Origin of the sequence: Schaalia naturae, from assembly GCF_042665795.1 — a bacterium.
In the GTDB taxonomy this organism is placed as follows: domain Bacteria; phylum Actinomycetota; class Actinomycetes; order Actinomycetales; family Actinomycetaceae; genus Pauljensenia; species Pauljensenia naturae.
Window position 1 is genome coordinate 160,131 of the sequence record NZ_JBHTEF010000001.1, and the last position, 21,714, is coordinate 181,844.

At 70.4% G+C, this 21,714-nt stretch carries 21 protein-coding genes and 1 other RNA gene; 19 read left to right on the top strand and 3 right to left on the bottom strand.

Annotated features, from left to right (window positions below; translation table 11 throughout):
* Positions 1 to 9: 9 nt before the first annotated feature.
* The 13 genes from smpB (at position 10) to ACFQWG_RS00825 (ending at position 14,221) form a co-directional block, all read left to right on the top strand.
* Positions 10 to 537, top strand: coding sequence for an SsrA-binding protein SmpB (gene smpB, locus ACFQWG_RS00765; protein ID WP_380971247.1), 528 nt, complete (start codon positions 10 to 12; stop codon positions 535 to 537).
* Between the two features lie 115 nt (positions 538 to 652).
* Positions 653 to 1,028, top strand: a transfer-messenger RNA (tmRNA) gene (ssrA, locus tag ACFQWG_RS00770).
* 781 nt (positions 1,029 to 1,809) lie between these two features.
* Complete coding sequence (locus tag ACFQWG_RS00775; RefSeq protein WP_380971249.1) at positions 1,810 to 2,883, top strand: LacI family DNA-binding transcriptional regulator; 1,074 nt, start codon at positions 1,810 to 1,812, stop codon at positions 2,881 to 2,883.
* A gap of 145 nt (positions 2,884 to 3,028) precedes the next feature.
* Entirely contained in the window at positions 3,029 to 3,811 is a 783-nt protein-coding gene (locus ACFQWG_RS00780) for an L-ribulose-5-phosphate 4-epimerase (protein ID WP_380976147.1), read from the top strand.
* Positions 3,811 to 5,319 carry an L-arabinose isomerase gene (gene araA / locus ACFQWG_RS00785; RefSeq protein WP_380971251.1) on the top strand — a complete coding sequence of 503 codons (1,509 nt, stop codon included), beginning with the start codon at positions 3,811 to 3,813 and terminating at the stop codon, positions 5,317 to 5,319. Before ACFQWG_RS00780 ends, araA begins: the two co-directional genes overlap by 1 nt.
* 322 nt (positions 5,320 to 5,641) lie before the next feature.
* Positions 5,642 to 7,021 carry an ABC transporter substrate-binding protein gene (locus tag ACFQWG_RS00790; RefSeq protein ID WP_380971253.1) on the top strand — a complete coding sequence of 460 codons (1,380 nt, stop codon included), beginning with the start codon at positions 5,642 to 5,644 and terminating at the stop codon, positions 7,019 to 7,021.
* A gap of 77 nt (positions 7,022 to 7,098) precedes the next feature.
* Positions 7,099 to 8,040 (top strand): carbohydrate ABC transporter permease, encoded by a 942-nt coding sequence (locus ACFQWG_RS00795; protein WP_380971255.1) that lies wholly within the window; start codon positions 7,099 to 7,101, stop codon positions 8,038 to 8,040.
* 59 nt (positions 8,041 to 8,099) lie between these two features.
* On the top strand, positions 8,100 to 8,918 hold the full coding sequence (locus tag ACFQWG_RS00800; RefSeq protein ID WP_380971257.1) for a carbohydrate ABC transporter permease: 819 nt from the start codon (positions 8,100 to 8,102) through the stop codon (positions 8,916 to 8,918).
* A 99-nt stretch (positions 8,919 to 9,017) separates the two neighbouring features.
* Positions 9,018 to 10,541, top strand: coding sequence for an arabinosylfuranosidase ArfA (gene arfA / locus ACFQWG_RS00805; protein ID WP_380971259.1), 1,524 nt, complete (start codon positions 9,018 to 9,020; stop codon positions 10,539 to 10,541).
* Between the two features lie 153 nt (positions 10,542 to 10,694).
* Complete coding sequence (locus ACFQWG_RS00810) at positions 10,695 to 10,979, top strand: HU family DNA-binding protein (RefSeq protein WP_291500766.1); 285 nt, start codon at positions 10,695 to 10,697, stop codon at positions 10,977 to 10,979.
* 203 nt (positions 10,980 to 11,182) lie between these two features.
* A complete protein-coding gene (gene nagB, locus ACFQWG_RS00815) occupies positions 11,183 to 11,956 on the top strand; it encodes a glucosamine-6-phosphate deaminase (RefSeq protein ID WP_380976149.1) in 774 nt (257 codons plus the stop codon).
* 76 nt (positions 11,957 to 12,032) lie between these two features.
* Positions 12,033 to 12,407, top strand: a complete 375-nt coding sequence (locus ACFQWG_RS00820) for a DUF3039 domain-containing protein (RefSeq protein WP_291498490.1) — start codon at positions 12,033 to 12,035, stop codon at positions 12,405 to 12,407.
* Positions 12,408 to 12,469: 62 nt separating this feature from the next.
* Positions 12,470 to 14,221: a DEAD/DEAH box helicase gene (locus tag ACFQWG_RS00825; RefSeq protein WP_380976151.1), complete on the top strand. Its 1,752-nt coding sequence runs from the start codon at positions 12,470 to 12,472 to the stop codon at positions 14,219 to 14,221.
* A gap of 33 nt (positions 14,222 to 14,254) precedes the next feature.
* Here the strand turns inward: ACFQWG_RS00825 and ACFQWG_RS00830 are convergent, their stop codons facing one another.
* A complete protein-coding gene (locus ACFQWG_RS00830) occupies positions 14,255 to 15,598 on the bottom strand; it encodes a nicotinate phosphoribosyltransferase (RefSeq protein WP_380971262.1) in 1,344 nt (447 codons plus the stop codon).
* A 177-nt stretch (positions 15,599 to 15,775) separates the two neighbouring features.
* Between ACFQWG_RS00830 and clpS the strand changes: the two genes are divergently transcribed.
* From clpS to ACFQWG_RS00850, 4 genes are read left to right on the top strand one after another with little or no spacing between them, the layout of a single operon-like run.
* A complete protein-coding gene (gene clpS / locus ACFQWG_RS00835) occupies positions 15,776 to 16,066 on the top strand; it encodes an ATP-dependent Clp protease adapter ClpS (protein WP_380971264.1) in 291 nt (96 codons plus the stop codon).
* Entirely contained in the window at positions 16,063 to 16,641 is a 579-nt protein-coding gene (locus tag ACFQWG_RS00840; RefSeq protein WP_380971266.1) for a DUF2017 family protein, read from the top strand. Before clpS ends, ACFQWG_RS00840 begins: the two co-directional genes overlap by 4 nt.
* Before the next feature lie 10 nt (positions 16,642 to 16,651).
* Entirely contained in the window at positions 16,652 to 17,488 is an 837-nt protein-coding gene (gene murI, locus ACFQWG_RS00845; protein ID WP_291500598.1) for a glutamate racemase, read from the top strand.
* Complete coding sequence (locus ACFQWG_RS00850; RefSeq protein WP_380971268.1) at positions 17,485 to 18,282, top strand: MBL fold metallo-hydrolase; 798 nt, start codon at positions 17,485 to 17,487, stop codon at positions 18,280 to 18,282. The genes murI and ACFQWG_RS00850 overlap by 4 nt, the downstream gene beginning before the upstream one ends.
* Before the next feature lie 44 nt (positions 18,283 to 18,326).
* Here the strand turns inward: ACFQWG_RS00850 and rdgB are convergent, their stop codons facing one another.
* Together rdgB and rph are read right to left on the bottom strand one after the other, a co-directional pair.
* Positions 18,327 to 18,950: an RdgB/HAM1 family non-canonical purine NTP pyrophosphatase gene (gene rdgB / locus ACFQWG_RS00855; protein WP_380976153.1), complete on the bottom strand. Its 624-nt coding sequence runs from the start codon at positions 18,948 to 18,950 to the stop codon at positions 18,327 to 18,329.
* The gene (gene rph, locus ACFQWG_RS00860; protein ID WP_380971270.1) at positions 18,950 to 19,747 is read right to left on the bottom strand and encodes a ribonuclease PH; all 798 of its coding nucleotides are present in this window, start codon (positions 19,745 to 19,747) and stop codon (positions 18,950 to 18,952) included. Before rph ends, rdgB begins: the two co-directional genes overlap by 1 nt.
* 36 nt (positions 19,748 to 19,783) lie before the next feature.
* Here rph and nudC point away from each other — a divergent pair, with 36 nt between their 5' ends.
* Entirely contained in the window at positions 19,784 to 20,950 is a 1,167-nt protein-coding gene (gene nudC, locus ACFQWG_RS00865) for an NAD(+) diphosphatase (RefSeq protein ID WP_380971272.1), read from the top strand.
* Positions 20,951 to 21,161: 211 nt separating this feature from the next.
* Positions 21,162 to 21,605, top strand: a complete 444-nt coding sequence (locus ACFQWG_RS00870) for a hypothetical protein (protein WP_380971274.1) — start codon at positions 21,162 to 21,164, stop codon at positions 21,603 to 21,605.
* Positions 21,606 to 21,714: the final 109 nt, after the last annotated feature.

Consider the following 21,714-nt stretch of genomic DNA (forward strand, 5'->3'; position numbering starts at 1 on the left):
GGAGGGATCATGCCCAAGGAGTGGAAGAAATCGAAGCCCACCGAGGGGGAGCGGCGCAAGGCCGCCTCGGATGCGAAGAAGACCATCGCGCGCAACAAGAAGGCCCTGCACGACTACGAGGTCGAGGAGCGCTGGGAGGCGGGGCTGGCCCTCATGGGGACCGAGGTCAAGGCGCTGCGCATGGGGCGCGCGTCCCTGGTCGACGCGTGGGTCGAGGCGAAGGACGGCGAGGCCTGGCTGTACGGGGCGAACATCCCGATGTACGCGCAGGGCTCGTGGACGAACCACGCGCCCACCCGCAAACGCAAGCTGCTCCTGCACAAGTCGGAGATCGTGCGCATGGAGCAAAAGGTCGCGGCCAAGGGGTACACGATCATCCCCCTGGAGCTCTACTTCGTCGGCGGGCGCGTGAAGGTCGAGGTGGCGCTCGGCCGGGGCAAGCAGGAGTGGGACAAGCGCCAGGCTCTGCGCGAGGCGCAGGACCGGCGCGAGGCGGAGCGCGCGATGCGCCGTTACACGAGGCAGGCGGTGCACTGAGCGCTTTCGCCGAGGGCGGGGACCGGGCCCCGCGCTGTTGATCGGCGAGGGCGTGGCCGGTATGCTGGTGGGCCCGGCGCAGGGAACTGATGTCGGGGTGTTGAAGAAGTGAACAGGGGATGATCGGTTTCGACGGCGGTCGTCGATCGAGGGGAAGCGGGTCGAGGACGCGCGCTCAGCTCGTGAACGATGCGTGCAAACCAATAGGTGCCGAACAGAATCGCACCGACTACGTTCTCGCTGCCTGATAGCAGCCTGAACTTTTAGTCCGTCAGCCCGGGTGGTGCTCCCAGCCCGGATCCTGGCGTCGCTCAGGGAGCCACTGGGTGCGGACCGCGTCAGCGGGTCCGCATCGACACTCAGCTGACTGAGCCCATCCGGAGGCCGGGTCTGCACGGCGCCGGGGGCTGAGAAATGTCTCGCAGACTGCGCCCGGAGAATCACTCGGGGCCGGCCGTCGGACGGGGGTTCGATTCCCCCCATCTCCACACTGGGATACCCCGGAACCGCATGGTTCCGGGGTTTTCCTGTGAAAAGAAGCGGTTTGTCCGCGACTGCCGGGTGTGCGTGCGGCATCTGAGGGCCGGCCTGCCATGGCCGGAGACCCCGCCGGAGATGGTGCGCCGCGCCGGCGCGGCACAGAGTGCGCGGGGAGCCAGGTGGGTCGCTCGGATGGACGCCGACATGTGCGCAGGTCATGGAGGCGGAGCGGGAGGTGCCCGGCGTCCAGGTGGCGGCATTCTGTGCTGCCGGTTCCACACCGGTGGGAGACGCGGTCCCGTCCGGGGCGGCTGACCCAGCGCCGTGCCGACGCGCCTCGGTTGACCACGGGGAAAGCCGCTCTGGATCCGCGCCCATGGCTTGCCTCCGGCGACGTGTGACCTGCGCCAAGCAGGGGTGAACCCGGCAACAATCAGACCGTTCGGTCACGAAGCGGCGGCGGGTCTCGTACCGTGAATGGGGTTGGCGCTCGCCGGGCGGGGTGGGCGCCAATCCCTGTCCACCTGCGCACATGTCCGGGCTGGCGTGACGTATAGTGTGAGCGTGCGACAACGAGGTCGAATCGCTTGTCACACTGTGTCTCCCCGGTCACCGCCTTGACCGGGGGGAGACTCCTGCTTCCCGGGGCCTCTGCCCCAGGCAGGGCGGATCGCCGAGCCTCGGGACGCGTTCCTTCCCTGACGCGATCGCGCGCCTGGCATTGTCGCGGCGCCGGCGTGTGCCACGATGGATGTCGACAGGCTGGCGGCAGACGGGTGGCGAGGAGAGTCCATGGGCGTGGGTTCGCGAGGCGGCCGGCCACCGTCGATGATCGATGTCGCCGCCCGCGCCGGCGTCTCCCATCAGACGGTGTCGCGCGTGATCAACGGATTCGGCAAGGTCGCCCCGGACACCCGTGAACGGGTCCTCCAAGCGATCGGCGAGCTGGGTTACCACCGCAACTCGATGGCGCGCGCGCTTGTGACGGGCAGGACGGAGATCCTGGGCCTCGTGACGACGACGTCGGTGGCCTACGGGCCGAGCTCGATGCTGCTGGCCGTCGAGCTGGCGGCCCGCCGCGCCGGGTACTTCACCGGGGTGGCGCCTGTCAGCGGCATCTCCGGGAACACGGTCACCGCGGCCGTCGACCACTTCCTTCGTCTGGGAGCCGAGGGGTTGGTCGTGTTCGCACCGACGGAGGACATCGCTCGCGACCTGTCCGCCCTCGACGTCCCGGTGCCCGTCGTCGCGGTCACGGCCCGCAGGACCACCCCGCTGGCAGGCGGCGTCACTCCCGTCAGCGTCGATCAGCACGGCGGCGCCCGGGCGGCCGTCGAGCACCTCATCGACCTGGGACACCGGGACATCGCCCACGTTCCCGGTCCCGCGGACTGGTTCGAGGCGCAGGCGCGCGAGGCCGCCTGGCGCGAGTCCCTGTCCGAGGTGTCCCTGCCGGCCCGCGAGTCGTCGGTGCGGGGATGGGATGCGCAGACGGGCTACGACGCGGGGGCCGAGATGGCGCGCGAAGGCGCGCCGACGGCGGTCTTCGCGGCAAACGACGACATCGCGCTGGGGCTCATCCACGCCTTCCACGACGTCGGTCTGAGGGTGCCCGAGGATGTCTCCGTCGTCGGTTTCGATGACGCCCCGGGCACGGCGTTCTACCTTCCGCGCCTGACGACTGTTCGTCAGGATTTCTCCGCTCTGGGCGACCAAGTGGTCCAGACGATGGTGCGGGCGATACGCGGGGACTCCCGGGTCGAGCCCGTCACGGTTCCCGCCGAGCTCGTCGTGCGGGCCTCGACGGCGCCCCCGCGCCTCCGCGATGTCGGGGCGCGTGGGCCTCATCGGCCCCGACGGCCGTAGCCGCCCGATCCGTCGGGGTGACTCCTCCGACACGCTGGACATCCGCGGCGTGTGAACGTTAACCTTATGGGCAGGCACACTGCGTCCCGGGTGGGCTGCGATGGAGTCGTCGGCTGACGGGGCGCATCGGCAAGGAGGCTTGAAGATGGACCCTCGTCAACCTGGCACGTGGGACGATGCTTGTGTGAGCTCTGTCCGCGGCGCCCGCGAGACCGTCGCCGCGCAGAACGCGGAGCTCCTGCGGTGGGAGCTGGTCGTGTGGACGGCCGGCAACGCCTCCCAGCGGGTGCGCGGCCGGGCCGCCGACGGCTCCGAGGACCTTCTCGTCATCAAGCCCTCGGGCGTTCCCTATGACGAGCTGACCCCGGAGTCCATGATCGTGTGCACCCTCGACGGCGAGCCCGTCCTCGGTGAGGGGGCGCCCTCCTCGGACACAGCGGCGCACGCCTACGTCTACCGGCACATGCCCCGGGTCGGGGGCGTGGTCCACACGCATTCCACCTACGCGACGGCGTGGGCCGCGAGGGGCGAGCCCATCCCCTGCGTGCTCACCATGATGGGCGACGAGTTCGGCGGAGACATCCCCGTGGGCCCGTTCGCCCTCATCGGAGACGACTCGATCGGGCAGGGGATCGTCCACACTCTCGAACGCTCGCGCAGCCGGGCGGTGCTCATGCAGAACCATGGGCCGTTCACCATCGGGAGGGACGCCCGCGACGCCGTCAAGGCCGCCGTCATGGTCGAGGAGGTCGCGCGGACTGTGCACATCGCTCGTCAGCTCGGCGAGCCGATCCCCATCCCCCAGGACCGCATCGACCACCTCTACGAGCGCTATCAGTTCGTCTACGGCCAGCACGGCTCCGGCTCGGCCGGACCGGACGAGGGCGGCGCCACCTCCTCAGTCGGCACCCAGAAGGAGTCCGAGTGATGTCCAGCTTCTACGACGGCCGTGAGGTGTGGTTCTACACCGGCAGCCAGGATCTCTACGGCGAGGAGACGCTGGCCCGCGTGGCCGAGCAGTCCCGGGAGGTCGTCCGCCTCCTCAACGCCTCGGGGGCGCTTCCGGCCCCCGTGGTGTGGAAGCCCGTCCTCAAGGACTCCGACTCCATCCGGCGCGCGATGCTGGACGCCTCCGGCGACGACCGCGTCCTGGGCGTCATCGCCTGGATGCACACCTTCAGCCCGGCGAAGATGTGGATCCGGGGAATGGAGGTCCTCTCCAAGCCGCTGCTGCATCTGGCCACGCAGGCGACCATGGAGATCCCGTGGGACACCATCGACATGGACTTCATGAACCTCAACCAGGCCGCGCACGGCGACCGGGAGTACGCCTACATCCTCACCCGGCTCGGTGTGGCCCGGACGACCGTCGTCGGCCACGCCTCCGACCCCAGGGTCGTCGCGCGGGTGGAGAAGTGGGTGCGCGCCGCCGCCGGGTGGGCCGCGGCGCACGAGATGCGCCTGGTCCGCTTCGGCGACAACATGCGGGGCGTCGCGGTCACCGAGGGCGACAAGACCGAGGCCGAACGCCGCCTCGGCGTCTCCGTCGGCACCTGGGCCGTCAACGACCTGGTGGCGGCCGTCGACGCCGTCGGCGAGCCGGTGGTGGACGCCCTCGTCGAGGAGTACGAGGAACGCTACGACGTGGCTCCCGAACTACGCAGGGGCGGGGGGCGTCACGAGTCCCTGCGCTACGCCGCGCGCCAAGAGGCTGCGATCCGCGCCTTCCTGGAGGAACGCGGCGCCACGGCGTTCACGACGAACTTCGAGGACCTGGGGGGGCTGCGCCAGCTCCCGGGGCTCGCGGTGCAGCGCCTCACCGGCGACGGCTTCGGATTCTCCGCCGAGGGCGACTGGAAGACGGCGGTGCTGGTGCGCGTCGCGAAGGTGATGGGCGAGGGGCTGCCGGGCGGAGCGTCCCTGATGGAGGACTACTGCTACAACCTCGTGGAGGGACAGGAGATGATCCTGGGCGCCCACATGCTCGAGGTCTGTCCCTCTCTCACCACGTCCACGCCTCGCGTCGAGATCCACCCGCTGGGCATCGGCGACCGCGAGGACCCGGTGCGCCTGGTGTTCACTGCGGACGCCGCGCCCGGCGTGGTCGTATCGATGGCGGACATGCGCGATCGCTTCCGTCTGACGGCCAATACCGTCGAGGTGGTCGAGCCGCCGCACGACATGCCGCGCCTGCCGGTGGCGCGAGCCGTCTGGAAGCCTGCCCCGGACTTCTCCACATCGGTGGAGGCGTGGCTGAGCGCGGGAGGGGCCCATCACACGGCTCTGTCGACGCAGATCGACGTCGAGGTGTGGGAGATGTTCGCCCGCATCGCAGGCATGGAACTGCTGGTCATCGACGACGCGACGACCGCTCGCGGCTTCCGGGACCAACTGCGGTGGAACCAGGCGTACTACCGGTTGGCGGAGGGGCTGTGAACTGACGCGGGGGCCGGTTTCGACCGCGGATGAGAGGAGGGGGAGGAGAGGGAGGCAAACAGGATGGAATGCCCGCCCGGAATGGCGTGCGCCATGGTGCGGGAGGCGCCGCGGCTCTATGTGGGCATAAATGTTTTTTGCCCATGATGATACTGATAAGTATCATCCATTCGGACAGAGGCCGTCGACATGTGAGCTGGACGGTCGTCTTCGCTCCGCCGGTTCTGCCGTGGCGGACAGAGAAATGCGATCCGCCGAATTCCGGCGGCGCGACTCGGATTGAACGCTGATGATCAAGAAGAGGAAGACTGAGGAGAATCCAATGAGGAATTCAATGGCGCGTCCCGTCATTTCCGGCGCCGTCGTCCTCGCGCTGGCCGGTGCCCTTGCCGGATGCGGCGGGAGCGAGGAATCGGGGGCATCGGGTGGCTCGCAGAGCGGCGGATCGGGGGCCTCCTGCTCCAACGCGATCGTCCACTCGGATGCCCCGCAGGTGAGCGTCTGGGCGTGGTATCCGAAGTTCGAACAGGTGGTCGACGCATTCAACTCGACCCACACGGATGTGCAGGTCTGTTGGAACAACACCGGTCAAGGACTGGACGAATACTCGAAGTTCTCGACCGCGATCCAAGCGGGAACGGGCGCTCCCGATGTCATCATGCTCGAATACGAAGTCCTTCCGACGTTCATCATGCAGAACGCCCTGGAGGACATCTCCGGATATGGCGCGAATGACGCCGCCGGAAAGTACACCGAAGGCGCGTGGAAGGACGTGACGAATGGCGATGCCGTCTATGCCATCCCCGTGGACGCGGGCCCCATGGCGATGATGTACCGCAAGGACATCTTCGACGCGTACGGGGTCGAGGTCCCGGCCACGTGGGAGGAGTTCGCCGATGCCGCGCAGCAGCTGAGGGACGCGGGATATGGCGGTGACATCTGCGACTTCCCACCCAACGGCACGGCGCTGCAGGTCGCCCTCGTCGCGCAGGCGGGCGCGGATCTGTATGGCTTCGACGCTGCCCAGCGCGACCAGGTCGCCCTCGACGTCAACAGCGAGGCCAGCAAGAAGGTCATGGGGTACTGGAGCGATCTCATCCAGAAGGGCCTTGTCGCGGCTGACGACGCCAACACCACCGATTGGACGACGAACACCGTGGGCGGCGCCTATGCCACCTATCCGGGAGCAGCGTGGGCCTCCGGCTACCTCCAGGGGGCCTCGGGAGCGGACTCGGACGCCGTGTGGCAGGTCGCCCCTCTTCCGCAGTGGGACGCCTCGGATCCCGTGGAGGTCAATCAGGGCGGCTCCTCCTTCGCGGTCACGACGCAGGCCTCGGACAAGGCCCTGGCAGCCGAGGTCGCCATGGGGCTCTTCGACTCGGAGGAGGCCTGGAAGATCGGCGTCGAACAGGCCGCCCTGTTCCCCACCTACACCGCCGCCCTGGAGGCCGACTGGTTCCTCGATCGTGAGGACCCCTTCTTCGGCGGGCAGAAGGTCAACGAGGTCTATGTCCCGGCCTCCCAGGGGTACGCCGGCTACCAGTGGTCGCCGTTCCAGACCTACGCCTATGACGAGCAGGCGAAGACCTGGGCGGCGATCGCCTCGGGGAGCTCCAGCGCCGACGACGCGCTCGACGCGCTGCAGCAGACGCTCGTGACCTACGCCGAGCAGCAGGGATTCACCGTCACCGAGGGCCGCTGATTCCGGACGGCCGGGGGGAGCGGCGGGGACGGCCTCGCCGATCCGTCCGGCCCGCTCCGGGGAAGGAGGGAATTGCCGTGCCCATCCAGACACGTCGACCCGCGGGGCCCGTCGGCTCCGATCGCAGGAGACGGACGATCGCGGGGACGCGCAGCCGGTGGGGCTACGCCTTCACGACGCCGTTCATGATCGTCTTCGTGGGAACCCTGGTGGTCCCACTGTGCTACGCCTTCGTCCTGAGCCTGTATTCCAAGACGCTCGTCGCGGGGAACCTGTTCACGGGCTTCGCGAACTACGTCCGGGCCTTCACCGACCCGACATTCCTCAGGGGGCTTGCGACGGTGGGGCGGTTCACCATCGTCATGGTCCCGATCCAGCTGATCCTCGGCGTGGTGGCGGCCCTCATCCTCGACGAGCTCAGGAACCGCTTCGCTGCCGTGGCGCGGGTCCTCATCTTCCTGCCCTACGCGGTGCCGGCCGTCGTGGGCGCCCTGATGTGGAGCTTCCTCTACAGCCCGGACATGGGACCGCTGTCGTCCATCGCCGAGTCCCTGGGGATCGGCCGCGTCGACTTCCTGTCGTCGTCCCATGTGTTCCAGAGCCTCGTGAACATCGTGACCTGGCAGTGGTCGGGCTACTACATGGTCATCGTCTACTCCGCGCTGCAGGGCGTGGACCGGTCCGTGTACGAGGCGGCCACGATGGACGGCGCGAACTCCCTGCAGATGGCGTTGAGGATCAAACTCCCGCTCATCGCCTCGTCGACCGTGATGATCATCCTGTTCGCGGTGATCGGCACCCTGCAGTTCTTCACGGAGCCCACGGTCTTGCGCAACGCGGCGATGTCCGTCATCCCAGTGGATTACACGCCGAACATGTATGCGAACGTGCTGGGGTTCTCGTACAACCAATTCAACTATGCCTCCACGATCGCCTTCTCGCTCGGAGCCGTCGTGGCGGTCATCTCCTTCGGGTTCCTCGCCCTCTCCCGCCGGCGGAGCCGGAGGGCCGCACGATGAGCGCCGCCCCCGCCCCACGCCAGGTGCCCGGCCGCGGTCCTCGGCCCCGCCATCCCGCCATGTCCGTCATCATCGCGGCGCTGGTCGTCTACTTCCTCTTCCCGCTGTGGTGGCTGGTGGTCGCCTCCACGAAGTCCAACTCCGGCCTGTTCACCGGAAACCCGATGTGGTTCGGGGAACCCCACCTCGCGGAGAACCTGGCGCAGCTGGGCACATACTCCGGAGGGATCTTCTGGCGCTGGATGGGCAACTCCCTGTTCTACGGGATCGTCGGGGGAGCGGGGGCGACGGCTCTCGCCCTGGCGGCGGGATACGGCTTCGCGAAGTTCCGGTTCCGCGGGAACTCGGCGATGTTCGACGCGGTGGTCGGCGCGATCATGATCCCCAACACCGCCTTGGTCATCCCCCTGTTCGTGCTCTTCTCGGCGGTCGGCCTGGTCAACACGCGCTGGGCGGTCATCATCCCGTCCCTGCTCACCGTCTTCGGCGTCTACCTGATGAAGATCGCCGCGGAGGACACGATCCCCGACGAGCTCTTGGACGCCGCGCGGATCGACGGCGCCGGGGAGCTCACGATCTTCTGGAGGATCGCGGTCCCCATGCTCAGGCCCTCCATCGTCACGGTCTTCCTGCTGAGCGCCGTCGGATGCTGGAACAACTTCTTCCTCCCCCTGGTCATGCTGAGGAGCCAGGACCTGCTGCCCATCACCGTGGGCCTGACGAACTGGCAGGCGCACTCGAATGCCGGCGCCGGCAACGAACAGGTGTGGAACCTCATCACGTCGGGGGCCCTCGTGTCGGTCCTCCCCCTGGTCGTCCTCTTCATCTGGCTGCAACGCTACTGGCAGAGCGGCGTCGCGCTGGGGAGCGACCGATGAGGGGCGGGCCCCGCCGCCTGGGCGGAACGAAGGGCGAGGGCGGTGCCGAGCGCCTTGAATGGACATCAGAGGCAGGACAGGACGAGGAAGGAGACTCTCATGGTCGATGGTTCTCTCGAGGCCCAGCTCCGGGTGGACCCCGGGTTCACGGTCGGACCGGTCAGGAAGGAGCTGTTCGGGTCCTTCGTCGAGCACCTGGGGCGGTGCGTCTACGGCGGGATCTACGAGCCGGGGCATCCCGCGGCGGACGGGGACGGATTCCGCACCGACGTCATGGACCTGGTCGGGGAGCTGGGCGTCTCCGACATCCGCTATCCGGGCGGGAACTTCGTATCCGGGTACCGGTGGGAGGACGGCATCGGCGCGCCCGGCCAGCGGCCTCGGCGGCTCGATCTGGCCTGGCACAGCCTCGAGACCAACGAGTTCGGCCTCGACGAGTTCGCCCGGTGGGCGCGCCGGACTCGGACCGACCCCGTGATGGCCGTGAACCTGGGGACGCGGGGCGCCCAGGAGGCACTCGACCTGCTCGAGTACTGCAACGTCTCGTCCGGGACACGCCTGTCCGACCAGCGCCGGTCGAACGGCGCGGAGGCCCCCTACCGGATCCGGACGTGGTGCCTGGGCAACGAGATGGACGGACCCTGGCAGATCGGGCACCGCCCTCCTCAGGAGTACGGCGCGCTCGCGGCGCGCACGGCCCGTGCGATGCGGATGATCGATCCGGATCTGCGCCTGGTCGTCTGCGGATCGTCGAACTCCGCGATGGCGACGTTCGGCACGTGGGAGTCGGCGGTCCTCGCCGAGGCCTACGACGCGGTCGACGCCGTGTCCGCCCACCAGTACTACGCGATGGAGGGCGGGGACCTCGCCAGCTTCCTCGCCTCAGGCGTCGACATGGACCGGATGATCGAACGGCTGGTCGCCGTGATCGACGCCGCCGGGGTGGCGCGCGGATCGAGACGTCGGCTCGACATCGCCTTCGACGAGTGGAACGTCTGGTACCAGGACCGGGCCGAGTCCCGAGTGCCCGAGGGCGACGACTGGCCCGTCGCCCCCCGGCTGCTGGAGGACCGCTACACGGTCGCCGACGCCGTGGTCGTCGGCGATCTCCTCATCACGCTGCTGCGGCACGCCGACCGGGTCGCCTCGGCGAACCTGGCGCAGTTGGTCAACGTCATCGCCCCGATCGTCGCGGAGCCGGGAGGCCCGGCCTGGCGGCAGACGATCTTCCACCCCTTCGCCGCGACGTCCCGGGCCGCTCGAGGCGAGGTCCTGCGCACGGTTGTGAGAGTCCCCACCATCCCCACGCCCCGCTACGGGGACGTTCCGGCGGTCGACGCGGTCGCCACCTGGGAGGAGAAGACGGGGGCGCTCGCCGTCCTCCTGGTCAACCGCTCGGTCGACGACGAGGCATCCGTCCGGGTCGGGCTGAACGCCTTCGGAGATCGCATGCCCACGGCCGTCTCGGCCGTGTCCGTGGGCGGGCGCGACCTGGACCGCACGGCCTCCGCCGACGCCGATACGGGCCGCCCGTGGGCCAACCGGTCCGCGCAGGCCGACGGAGAGGGGGTGGCGGTGGCGCTCCCGCCCGCGTCCTGGTCCCTCGTCGAGCTGAGGATGTGAGGTCCGGCGGCGCCCCGATCCGCCCGCACCCGGCCAGATCGGTCACGAAACGCCGTAATTCGGGCTCGGTGCTGACAATCCCCGCCCTCGTTCCGTAATGTGTGCCTGTGGCCACGGCAGTGGCCCCTGAATCTGCTAGAGGAGAGGTTCTACATGTCCGTCAACCGCACTGAGCTCGTGGCCGCCATCGCTGAGCGCGCCAACCTGACCAAGGTCCAGGCCGACGCGGCGCTGTCCGCCTTCCAGGAGGTCCTCGTCGACTCCCTGTCCAAGGGCGAGCCCGTCAAGGTCACCGGTCTGCTGTCCGTCGAGCGCGTCGAGCGCGCGGCGCGCACGGGTCGCAACCCCCGCACCCGCGAGGAGATCCAGATCCCGGCCGGCTACGGCGTCAAGATCTCGGCGGGCTCGACGCTGAAGAAGGCCGTCTCCACCAAGTGAGCGTGGACTGAGAGGCCTGGAGGGGGCGGGCGCCGGGGTTCCGGCGCCCGCCCCCTCCCACGTTCCGGGATCCCGCCGGACCTGGCCTGACAGCGTTGTCCCGTCGGAAGGCGGACTCTCTACACTGGTGGGAGATTTCCGCGGGTCAGCCGGATCCCGGTCCACCACGGGACCGCGACCGGCCCCGAGATCAAGGAGAGATGATGAGGGTCGCCATCCTGCCCGACGAGGCTGCGATCGGACGTATCGGAGCGGACGCCGTGGAACGGCTCTACGCCCGCAAACCGCAGGCCGTCCTGGGGCTTGCCACGGGCTCCTCGCCGCTTCCGATCTACCAGGAGCTGATCGCCCGGCACCGGGCGGGGAGGATCTCCTTCGCCCGGGGCCGCGCCTTCGCCCTGGACGAGTACGTCGGTCTGTCCCCGCAGCACCCGCAGTCCTACCGCCAGGTGATCCGCACCTCGATCGCGGACCACGTCGATTTCCCCGAGGGCGCGGTACGCGGCCCCGAGGGCTGGGCCGAGGACCTCGACGCGGCGGCGGCCGACTACGATCGGGCCATCCGCGACGCGGGAGGCGTCGACCTGCAGATCCTGGGCATCGGCGCGGACGGCCACATCGCCTTCAACGAGCCCGGGGGATCGCTGGCCTCGCGCACCCACCGCGGATTCCTCACCGCCCAGACGATCCGCGACAACGCGCGGTTCTTCGACGGGGACATCTCCCAGGTGCCCGCCCAGTGCCTCACCCAGGGGATCGCCACCATCATGGAGGCCCGCTCCCTGGTCCTCGTGGCCACGGGCGGGAACAAGGCCGAGGCCGTCCGCCAGATGGTCGAGGGGGCCGTCTCCGCGTCATGGCCCGCGACGGTCCTCCAGTTCCACCCCGACGCCCTCGTCCTCGTCGACGAGGAGGCCGCGGCCCGTCTGGACCGGACGGACTACTACCGGGAGATCTGGGACATCGAGCGGAACTGAGCCGGGCGGGCCAGGCGGAACGCCCGGCCCCGCCTCCGCCCGAGCGCGCCCGCCGGGGGCACCTACAATGGTCCGCATGCGAGCACTGGACGAACCCCAGGGACCCGGCGTCCCCCAGTCCCCCGGCGTCCCGCCGGCGGACCCGCAGTCCTCGGTGGGGCTCCTGGAGCGCACCGAGACCGAGCGCGAGAAGTCGCCGGGCGACGGCGACCGGTTCGCCCACTTCGTGCGCAAGGACCGGGTCGACGCCTCCCTGGTCACCGGCCAGCCCGTGGTCGCCCTGTGCGGAAAGGTCTGGATCCCCTCACGCGACGCCTCCCAGTACCCGGTGTGCCCGAAGTGCAAGGCGCTGCGCGACGGGATGGGGAAGAACGGGAGGAACTGGCCGTTCTCCGACGGGTCCGGCGGATCCGGAGGCGGCTCGGACGGCTCGGGCGGGTCTGAACGTTGACGCGCGGCGGTGACGGCCCCTCGGCCGGACCCGCGCGCGTCTCCTCCTCCGCAGCCCAGCAGCTGCCCCCGGCGTTCCCGGAGCGCGCCGCCTGGGGGACGGCGGGCAGCCTGCGCGCCTGGCAGGCGGCCGCGTTGCGGACGTACCTCGAGCAGAGCCCGCGCGACTTCCTCGCTGTGGCGACGCCCGGGGCGGGGAAGACGACGTTCGCGCTGCGCGTCGCCGTGGAGCTGCTGGGATCGGGGCGCGTCTCCAAACTGACGATCGTGTGCCCGACGGAGCATCTCAAGGGGCAGTGGGCCGATGCGGCGGCGCGCGTGGGCATCCACATCGACCCCGCCTTCACGAACGCCCAGGGGCGCGCCGGATCCCACTACGACGGCGTCGCCGTCACATATGCGCAGGTGGCGGCCAATCCGGCTCTGCACGCGGCACGCACACGGGCCACGCCGACGCTGGTGGTCCTCGATGAGGTCCACCATGCGGGGGACTCCCTGTCCTGGGGCGACGGCGTGGGCGAGGCCTTCGCGGACGCCGCGCGGCGGCTGTCGCTGACCGGCACGCCCTTCCGCTCCGACACCTCCCCCATCCCGTTCGTGCGCTACGCCGAGGACGGGGAGGGCGTGCGCCGCTCCCAGGCCGACTTCACCTACGGGTATGGCGATGCCCTGCGCGACGGCGTCGTTCGCCCCGTCCTGTTCATGTCCTACTCGGGCAACATGAGCTGGCGGACCTCGGCGGGCGCGGAGTTCAGCGCCCGGCTGGGCGAGCCGCTGACGAAGGACCTGATGAAGCAGGCGTGGCGGACGGCGCTGGACCCGAAGGGGGAGTGGATCCCCTCGGTCCTCGCGGCCGCCGACCAGCGCCTCACCGAGGTCCGACGCCAGATCCCCGATGCGGGCGGGCTGGTCATCGCCTCCGACCAACAGGCCGCCCGCGCCTACGCCCGCCACCTGCGCGCGATCACCGGCCGTCCGGCCACGGTCGTGCTCTCCGACGACGCGGACGCCTCCGACCGCATCGACGAGTTCCGCTCCTCGCGCGATCGGTGGATGGTCGCGGTGCGCATGGTGTCCGAAGGCGTCGACGTGCCGCGTCTGGCGGTGGGCGTCTACGCGACGAACGCCTCGACGTCCCTGTTCTTCGCGCAGGCCGTGGGTCGTTTCGTGCGCGCGCGGCGCCGCGGGGAGACGGCCACGGTGTTCGTCCCCTCCGTGTCCTCCCTGCTGGAGCTGGCCGGCCAGATGGAGGTCGAGCGCGACCACGCCCTGGACCGCCCGGCACGCCAGGACGCGGACGGCGACCCGGGCTACCCGGAGGACGCGCTGGTCGCCCAGGCCAATCGCGAGGAGAAGGCGTCCTCCGACCTGCTGCCCGGTTTCGAGGCCCTGGGGGCCGACGCCGAGTTCGACTCCGTCCTGTTCGACGGCGCCGCCTGGGGCACGGGCGCGGAGGTCGGCTCCGTCGAGGAGCAGGAGTACCTGGGAATCCCGGGCCTGCTGGACCCCGACCAGGTGACGACGCTGCTGCGGGCCCGTCAGGCCGAGCAGGTGCGCCATCAGGCCCGCTCCGTCGAGGCCGCGAAGGCCCGCGAGGAGAACTCCGGCGTCTCCGACCACCGGCTGCGCGCCGCCAGGCGCAAGGAGCTGTCGCGCCTGGTCTCGGACTGGTCGCGTCGCTCAGGGGACGCCCATGCCGTCATCCACACCCGGCTCAGGCAGCGCACCGGGGGGCCGTCCGTGGCCGAGGCGACGACCCAGCAGATCGAGGCGCGCATCGCGTTGCTGCGCGAGTGGTTCGCCGGCCGCGGGTGAGGCGCGGGAGATGGTCCCCGGACCGGGGCGTCCTCAGGACAGGGCGGCGTACCGGGTCGGGATCGCGGCCTCGCCCTCGGACAGGCGCCAGGCCTGGTAGGGGAGTTCGTTGCGTGAGCGCAGGTGACGCTCCTGGGCCGTCTGGAGCGCCTCGGGGCTCCAGGCCGCGGCATCGATCTGCCCGGCGCGGACGAGGGGGACCTGCAGCGGCCTGGCCCCCTGGCGCTTGAGTTCGGCCAGTCCCTCCTCCGGCGTGCCGCCGGCGACCAGCAGCTCCTCCGAGGCGTACCCGTCCGCATCGAACACGCGCCCGGCGGTCTTGCGCCCCGCCACCGTCGACTTCGACTCGGACTTCTTGGCCACGCCGCGCGTCCGCCCGTCCGGGCCCTCGCAGGCGACCATCTTGTAGACCAGCGCGGCCGTGGGCACGCCCGATCCCGTCACAAGGCGCGTGCCGACCCCGTAGGAGTCGATGGGAGCGGCGCCGAGCGCCGCGATCGCGTACTCGTCGAGGTCGTTGGTCACCGTGATCTTCGTGGTCGTCGCGCCCATCGCATCCAGTTGGCCGCGCACCCTGAACGCCTGGGCGACCAGGTCGCCGGAGTCGATGCGGACGCATCCCAGCTCGCCTCCGGCGGCGCGCGCCGCCTCGACGGCGTTGCGCACGCCCTCGGTGACGTCATAGGTGTCGACCAGCAAGGTGGTGCCGGTTCCCAGCAGGGCGATCTGGGCGTCGAAGGCCTCGCGCTCGGAGCTGTGGAGCAACGTGAAGGCATGGGCGGCGGTGCCGATCGGGTGGATCCCGTAGCGCTTGGCGGCCTCGAGGTCGGAGGTGCCTCCGAATCCCCCGATGACGGCGGCGCGGGCGGCCGAGACGGCGCTGCGCTCGTGGGCGCGCCGGGCGCCCATGTCCACGCACGGCCTTCCATGCGCGGCGATCGTCATCCTCGAGGCGGCCGAGGCCACGGCGCAGTCATGGTTGAGGATGGACAGCAGAAGCGTCTCCAGGAGCGTGCACTCCGCGAAGGTCGACTCGACGGTGAGCAGGGGGGACCCGGAGAAGTAGCACTCGCCCTCGGCGTAGCCGTCGATGCTGCCGGAGAAGCGGAAGCCCCTGAGGTAGTCCAGCGCCTCATCGGAGACGATGCGCTGGTCGTGGAGCCAGTCGATCTGATCGGAGGAGAACTCGAAACGCTCCAAGGCCTCCAGGATGCGCCCGGTGCCGGCGACCACCCCGAATCGGCGGGTGGCCGGGAAGCGGCGGCCGAAGACCTCGAACACGGCGCGTCGACCCTCGGTCCCGTGGTGGAGGGCCGCGTCGAGCATCGTGAGCTCGTACATGTCGGTGAGCAGGGCCGTGGAGGCAGACGCAGGCATACACACACCCTAGGACAGGGCGGGCTCCCGCGGCGTAGGCTCCCAGGTCATGGCCGGCCCCCGGTTTCAGCCGGATTCCCGTAGAAACACCCTGCAGGCCATGACCTGGGAGCCGTCCTGCCGGGGAACGGCCCCGAAATCCGCGTGCCACCGGGACGTCGTGCCTACGCTGGACACATGCCAGCGCGCCCGTCGCCCGCACCCTCGCAGCGGGCGGACACGACGACCTCCATGCTCCCGCAGTGGCGCACGGTCGTGTGGGACGACGCCGTCAACCTCATGGACTACGTCACGGAGGTCTTCCGGCGTCACTTCGGCTACACCCGCGCGCATGCCGAGGCGCTCATGCTCGAGGTCCACCATCGCGGGCGGGCGGTCGTCTCCACCGGTCTGCGCGAGCGGATGGAGGCCGATGTCCTGGCCATGCACTCCTACGGGCTGCGCGCCACCCTGGAGCGGGTGGAATGATCGGCGGGTTCGAGGCGTGGGGCGACGGCTACCGCGCGGAGGTGGACGCGGAGGACAACCGGCTCCTCCAGCAGCTGGTGCGCGAGATCCTGGTGCTCCTCGACGAGCCGTGCGACCTCACCTCCTTCGTGCGCGCTGCCACCGACCTCGAGGACTCGCGGGCGGAGCCCCGCGACCCGGCGCTGACCAACCTGCTGCCCCCGATGAGCGACGACCCGCCCGAGGCCGCGGAGCTGCGCGCGCTTACCGAGGACTTCCTGCGCTCGGAGAAGTCCGCGCGCCTGCGCCGCCTGTCCCTCGCGCTCCAGGCGACCGAGGGAGCGAACCCCGGCTGCGTCCTGGTGGGCCGCGGCGAGGCGTGGAGCTGGCTCGCGGCCCTCAACGACCTCCGCCTCGCCCTGGCCGGAGAGCTCGGGATCCGATCGGACAGTGATGCCGAAAGGGTGCGCGAAACAGCCCAGGGGCTGGTCTCCGGGGACGCACGGCGGCGGGTGGCCTCCGTGATGTACGTGGCCGTGACGTGGTGGCAGGATTCACTGCTGCGGGCGGTGCGGGAGGGGACGCGCGCGCACTAGGGTCCCAGACATGGACAATGCGCCGATCGGGATCTTCGACTCCGGGCTCGGAGGGCTGACGGTCGCGCGGGCGGTCATGGACAAGCTGCCGGATGAAGAGGTCCTCTACCTCGGAGACACCGCCCATTCGCCCTACGGGCCCCGCCCCATCGCCGAGGTGCGCTCCCTGGCGCTGGCTGGACTGGACGAGCTCGTCCGCCGCGGCGTGAAGGTCCTGGTCATCGCGTGCAACACGGCGACAGCCGCCGCATTGTCGGATGCCCGGGAACGGTATTGGATCGACCAGAGGATCCCGGTGGTCGAGGTGATCACCCCCGCCGCACGCGCAGCCGTGGTCACCACGCGCAACCGGCGCATCGGCATCATCGGCACGATCGCCACCATCCAGTCAGAGGCCTACACGAATGCCCTGGCGGCGGTGCCGGGGCTCACGGTCGTCTCCCGGGCCTGCCCGCGGTTCGTCGAGTTCGTCGAGGCCGGGATCACCACCGGGTCCGAGCTGGAGTCCGTCGCCCATGACTACCTGGATCCCCTCCGCGAGGCGGACGTGGACACACTGGTCCTGGGGTGCACGCACTACCCCCTCCTCACCGGCGCCATCGGGCGCGTCATGGGCGAGGGCGTCGCGCTGGTGACCTCCTCGGAGTCGACCGCCAACGTCACCTACAACGAGCTGGTGGACCGCGACTTGCTCCACGAGCCGCGCGGGGCGGAGGACCTTCCGCGTCACCGTTTCCTCACGACCGGGGGGCCGGCGACCTTCAGGAAGCTGGCCCGCCGTTTCCTGGGGCCGGAGGTGGAGCAGGCGGGCGAGGTGGCTCTGGCCGGAGGGGCGGATATCCCATGAGACTGCGCATCGTCGGGTGCACCGGATCGATGTCGGGACCGCGGTCGGCGGCCTCCTGCTACCTCGTCCAGGCCGAGGGGCCGGATCCGGTGACCGGCGCCACGCGGACCTGGAACGTGGCTCTGGACATGGGCCCGGGGGCCTTCGGCCAGCTGTGGACCCACGTCGACCCCTGCGACCTGGACGCCGTCGTCTTCTCCCACGGGCACGCCGACCACATCGGCGACGTGATCTCGCTGCACGTCCATCGCCGGTGGGGCCCCGGGCGCGGCTTGGCCCCCATCGTCCTGGCCGGGCCCGAGGGCGTCCTCGACCGTGTCCGCCAGATCGACGGTGTCGGTCCGGAGGAGGCCTATGAGGGCGAGTTCTGCGAACGGTCCCTGGTCGCCGGCAGAGCGCTGCGCATCGGCCCCCTCACCGTGACGCCGGCCACGGCGTGGCACTCGGTGCCCGGGTTCGGCGTCCGCGTCGAAGGCCCCTCCGAGGGCGATCCCGGGCGCCGCGCCAGCTTGTTCTACACCGGGGACACGGACCAGTGCGACACGATCACGGCTGGCGCGCGCGGAGCGGACGTGCTGCTCGCCGAATGCGGGTTCACGGAGCAGGAGACGGTTCGCGGCATCCACATGACCGGGGCGCGCGTGGGGGAGATGGCTCGCCTGGCGGGCGTGGGACGTGTCCTGCTCACCCACATCCAGCCCTGGACCGACCCGGCGGTGCCCGTCGCCGAGGCGCGCACCACGTGGCCGGGTCCCCTCGGGGTCGTCCACGCCGGCGAGATCCACACGATCTGATCCCGGGATCCGGCGCGACCGGCGCGGAGTCGGAGACGCCCTCGTCAGCGGGCCTGGAGGACCTCCGCGATGCGGGGGGCCAGCGCGCGGAAGGCGATGCCCCGGTGGCTGATCCGGTTCTTCTGCTCGGACGGCATCTCGGCGGTCGTGCGGGTCGATCCCTCGGGGACGAACACCGGGTCGTATCCGAATCCGCCGCCGCCGCGCCGCTCCTGGAGGAGACGCCCTCGCACCCGCCCCTCCTCGGTGAACTCCCGGCCATCGGGCCGGACCAGGACGGCCGCCGCGACGAACTCGGCGCCGCGCAGAGCCTCGGGCACGTCCCGGAGCTGGTCCAGCAGGAGGTCGAGGTTCGCCGCGTCATCGCCGTGGCGCCCCGACCACCGGGCGGAGAAGATCCCCGGAGCGCCGCCCATGATGTCCACCGCCAGGCCGGAGTCGTCCGCGACCGCGGGCAGACCCGTCGCCTCGCACAGCGCGTGCGCCTTGATCAGGGCGTTCTGCGTGAAGGTGGCGCCGTCCTCGACGGGCGAGTCCACGGCGAAGTCGCTCATGGGGGCGATGAGGCCGCTCACCGCGTCCTCGCCGAGGATCGGCGCGAGGATCGCCTCGAGCTCGGTCAGCTTGTGCGGGTTCGAGGTGGCGAAGACCAGCCGCGGGGCCAGCATCATGCCTCCAGGGCGACCGGCCGGCCCTCGGGCGCCTCAAGCGCGCGTCGCTGCAGGTCGGCGAGCCGCGCGTTGCCGGCGGAGGCCAGGTCCAGCAGGACCCCCAGCTCCGAGCGGTCGAAGGGCGCATGCTCCGCGGTGCCCTGGATCTCGACGAAGGCGCCCGCCCCCGTCTGGACGACGTTCATGTCGGTCTGGGCGCGGACGTCCTCGACATAGGGCAGGTCCAGCATCGGGATCCCGTCGATGATGCCCACGGAGATCGCGGACACAGAGTCGGAGAGCACGGGGCGCCCGGGGCGCTCGGCGATGAGCCGGTGGGCGATCCCCCAGGACACGGCGTCGGCCAGGGCGACGTAGGCGCCGGTCACGGAGGCGGTGCGCGTGCCGCCGTCGGCGCGCAGGACGTCGCAGTCCAGCACGATCGTGTTCTCCCCCAGGGCGGAGACGTCGATGACCGCGCGCAGGCTGCGTCCGATGAGCCGGGAGATCTCCTGCGTGCGCCCCCCGATCTTGCCCTTGACGGACTCGCGCTGGGAGCGTTCCGCCGTCGCGCGCGGCAGCATCGAGTACTCGGCGGTCACCCAGCCCTGGCCGCTGCCCTTGCGCCAGCGGGGGACGCCCTCGGTCAGGGAGGCGACGCACAGCACGCGCGTGCTGCCGGACTCGATGAGGACGGAGCCTTCGCCGGTGCCCGCCCATCCCCGGATGATCGAGACGGGGCGGAGCTGGTCGACGGCACGGCCGTCGGCGCGGGACGCGGAGGGGGGCACGGGGGCAGTCGGTGCGGATGTCATGGTGCCACCGTACCCGGCGGCGGATACGGTGGTCACATGACGTCTGCGCTGCCCTTCGCCCGCGGGATCCTGGACTCGATGCCCGCCGCCCGGGAGAGTGTGGATCCCCTGGATCTCCTGCGGGGCGGGCGCGGGGCGATCGACGAGGGTGCCCGCGTGGCCGGGCTGGGTGGGGACGCCGCGGCGCCGAGACCCTTGTCCGGGGTGCCGGGGAGCCGCGTCAGCGCGTTCCTGGTGGAGCCCTCCGGACTGGTCGCCGTCGTGGAGCCGGGCGGGGCGGCGGACCCGCCGCCCGTCCGACGTCCGGGGTCGCGTGAGGGATCCGACACGGACACCCCGTTCGCGACCTCCTCGGAGACGCTCGCTCTGTGGCGGCCGCCCGCTGACGAGGCGCTGGAGCTGGCGGGTCTCCCCGGTGGGGCCGATGGAGCCGGGCCGGATGACGCGGACGCGGACGGGGAGGCGGAGCGCGCGATGCTGATGGGGCGCACGGCGGACGGCACCGTCCACGTCGCCGTGCGCGTGCCCGGGCCGGTCGAGCGTCCGGGGGTCACCTGGGCGAACATCAGGTGGTGCGGGCACCTGCTGTCCGACGACGACTCGGCGCTCGCGCTCCAGGCGGTCGCGCTGGTGCGCTGGCACGCCCAGTACCGCTTCTGCTCGCGGTGCGGGCAGGCGGTGCGGACGATCTCGGCGGGGTGGGCGACAATGTGCCCGGGCTGCGGGACCATCGAGTACCCGCGCCAGGACCCGGCTGTCATCATGGCGGTCGTCGATGACCAGGACCGGGTGCTGATGGCCCACAACTCGGCCTGGCGCGAGGGATTCTGGTCCGTCCTGGCCGGATTCGTCGAGGCCGGGGAGTCTCCCGACCGCACGGTGCGCCGGGAGGTCCTGGAGGAGGTCGGGCTGCGAGTGGGAGACGTCCGCCCCTTCGCGGCCCAGCCCTGGCCGATGCCGCGCTCCCTCATGCTCGGCTACACCGCCCGACTGGAGCCGGGCTCGGACGCCGAGCCGCACCCCGACGGTGCCGAGATCGACCACGCCCGCTTCTTCACCCGGGCCGAGCTGGCCGAGGCGATCAGCTCGGGGCAGGTGGAGCCGCCCGGCCCCACCGCGATCGCCCGGTACCTTCTGGAGGACTGGTTCGGGGGAACGCTCCCGGCGTCGCCTCGGAGCATCGATGCCCTGCGGAGAAGGTGAAAGGCTGCGGAGCCGTCAATATCGGATGTTCTTGTCAGCGTTGCTTGACCGTGTGTGAGGCTGGACATACGGTGTTTTTCGCGAGGCGGTTGTGCGCGGACCTCATCCGACTCCGTCACGCCAGAGGCGTGGCCAGAATCTGTTCTGTCGTCTCAAAGGAGAAGACGATGCTCCACCGTGTCATGTCATGTCTCGAATCTCTGCTGCGCTGGTGACCGTTGCGATGTCGCTGACGGCCGGGGTGGCGGCGAATGCCGCTCCCGTCTCTGACGATCCAGAACCTGACGGATCGTCCTCGGACTCAGTCGTCGTCATCCAGACGGGGGTGCCTGACTACTTCTGCGACGAGGGGACCGGACAGCACGTCATCCTCAACCCGAAGGGGTGCTACGGCACCTTGGACACGTACATGGACGGGCGCTACCAGGGCTCCATCAATCTGGCGTCGTTCCGCGCTTCCCAGGGTCCCAGCGCCTGGGACTCCTTCACTCGCCTCGACAACGCGATGGAGAGCTTTTGCAGTACCCATCCCGTGGCGTGCCCGATCACTATCGGGACGATTCAAGCGATCTGTCGGAAGGTATTCAACTTGAAGGTCGCTGTGGTCGAGTCGCTGCCGACACCGGAGGAACGGTACCGTGCGGATGTCGCGTGAGGAGCTACTGGGCGACCTCTCTGTCATCCTTGTCATGGCAACGGCCTATCTGTCCTTCAGGTTCCTCCCGCACCCGCTGATCTGGGCGCTCGTCCTCGGGATCCTGGTC

What these genes read in the sequence shown, in the direction of transcription:
- ACFQWG_RS00850 (WP_380971268.1), top strand. Translation starts at nt 17,485, where the DNA reads ATGAGACTGCGCATCGTCGGGTGCACCGGATCGATGTCGGGACCGCGG.
- rdgB (WP_380976153.1), bottom strand. Translation starts at nt 18,950, where the DNA reads ATGCTGGCCCCGCGGCTGGTCTTCGCCACCTCGAACCCGCACAAGCTG.
- murI (WP_291500598.1), top strand. Translation starts at nt 16,652, where the DNA reads ATGGACAATGCGCCGATCGGGATCTTCGACTCCGGGCTCGGAGGGCTG.
- nagB (WP_380976149.1), top strand. Translation starts at nt 11,183, where the DNA reads ATGAGGGTCGCCATCCTGCCCGACGAGGCTGCGATCGGACGTATCGGA.
- rph (WP_380971270.1), bottom strand. Translation starts at nt 19,747, where the DNA reads ATGACATCCGCACCGACTGCCCCCGTGCCCCCCTCCGCGTCCCGCGCC.
- ACFQWG_RS00810 (WP_291500766.1), top strand. Translation starts at nt 10,695, where the DNA reads ATGTCCGTCAACCGCACTGAGCTCGTGGCCGCCATCGCTGAGCGCGCC.
- smpB (WP_380971247.1), top strand. Translation starts at nt 10, where the DNA reads ATGCCCAAGGAGTGGAAGAAATCGAAGCCCACCGAGGGGGAGCGGCGC.
- ACFQWG_RS00830 (WP_380971262.1), bottom strand. Translation starts at nt 15,598, where the DNA reads ATGCCTGCGTCTGCCTCCACGGCCCTGCTCACCGACATGTACGAGCTC.
- ACFQWG_RS00820 (WP_291498490.1), top strand. Translation starts at nt 12,033, where the DNA reads ATGCGAGCACTGGACGAACCCCAGGGACCCGGCGTCCCCCAGTCCCCC.
- ACFQWG_RS00800 (WP_380971257.1), top strand. Translation starts at nt 8,100, where the DNA reads ATGTCCGTCATCATCGCGGCGCTGGTCGTCTACTTCCTCTTCCCGCTG.
- ACFQWG_RS00790 (WP_380971253.1), top strand. Translation starts at nt 5,642, where the DNA reads ATGAGGAATTCAATGGCGCGTCCCGTCATTTCCGGCGCCGTCGTCCTC.
- ACFQWG_RS00775 (WP_380971249.1), top strand. Translation starts at nt 1,810, where the DNA reads ATGGGCGTGGGTTCGCGAGGCGGCCGGCCACCGTCGATGATCGATGTC.
- clpS (WP_380971264.1), top strand. Translation starts at nt 15,776, where the DNA reads ATGCCAGCGCGCCCGTCGCCCGCACCCTCGCAGCGGGCGGACACGACG.
- arfA (WP_380971259.1), top strand. Translation starts at nt 9,018, where the DNA reads ATGGTCGATGGTTCTCTCGAGGCCCAGCTCCGGGTGGACCCCGGGTTC.
- nudC (WP_380971272.1), top strand. Translation starts at nt 19,784, where the DNA reads ATGACGTCTGCGCTGCCCTTCGCCCGCGGGATCCTGGACTCGATGCCC.
- ACFQWG_RS00840 (WP_380971266.1), top strand. Translation starts at nt 16,063, where the DNA reads ATGATCGGCGGGTTCGAGGCGTGGGGCGACGGCTACCGCGCGGAGGTG.
- araA (WP_380971251.1), top strand. Translation starts at nt 3,811, where the DNA reads ATGTCCAGCTTCTACGACGGCCGTGAGGTGTGGTTCTACACCGGCAGC.
- ACFQWG_RS00780 (WP_380976147.1), top strand. Translation starts at nt 3,029, where the DNA reads ATGGACCCTCGTCAACCTGGCACGTGGGACGATGCTTGTGTGAGCTCT.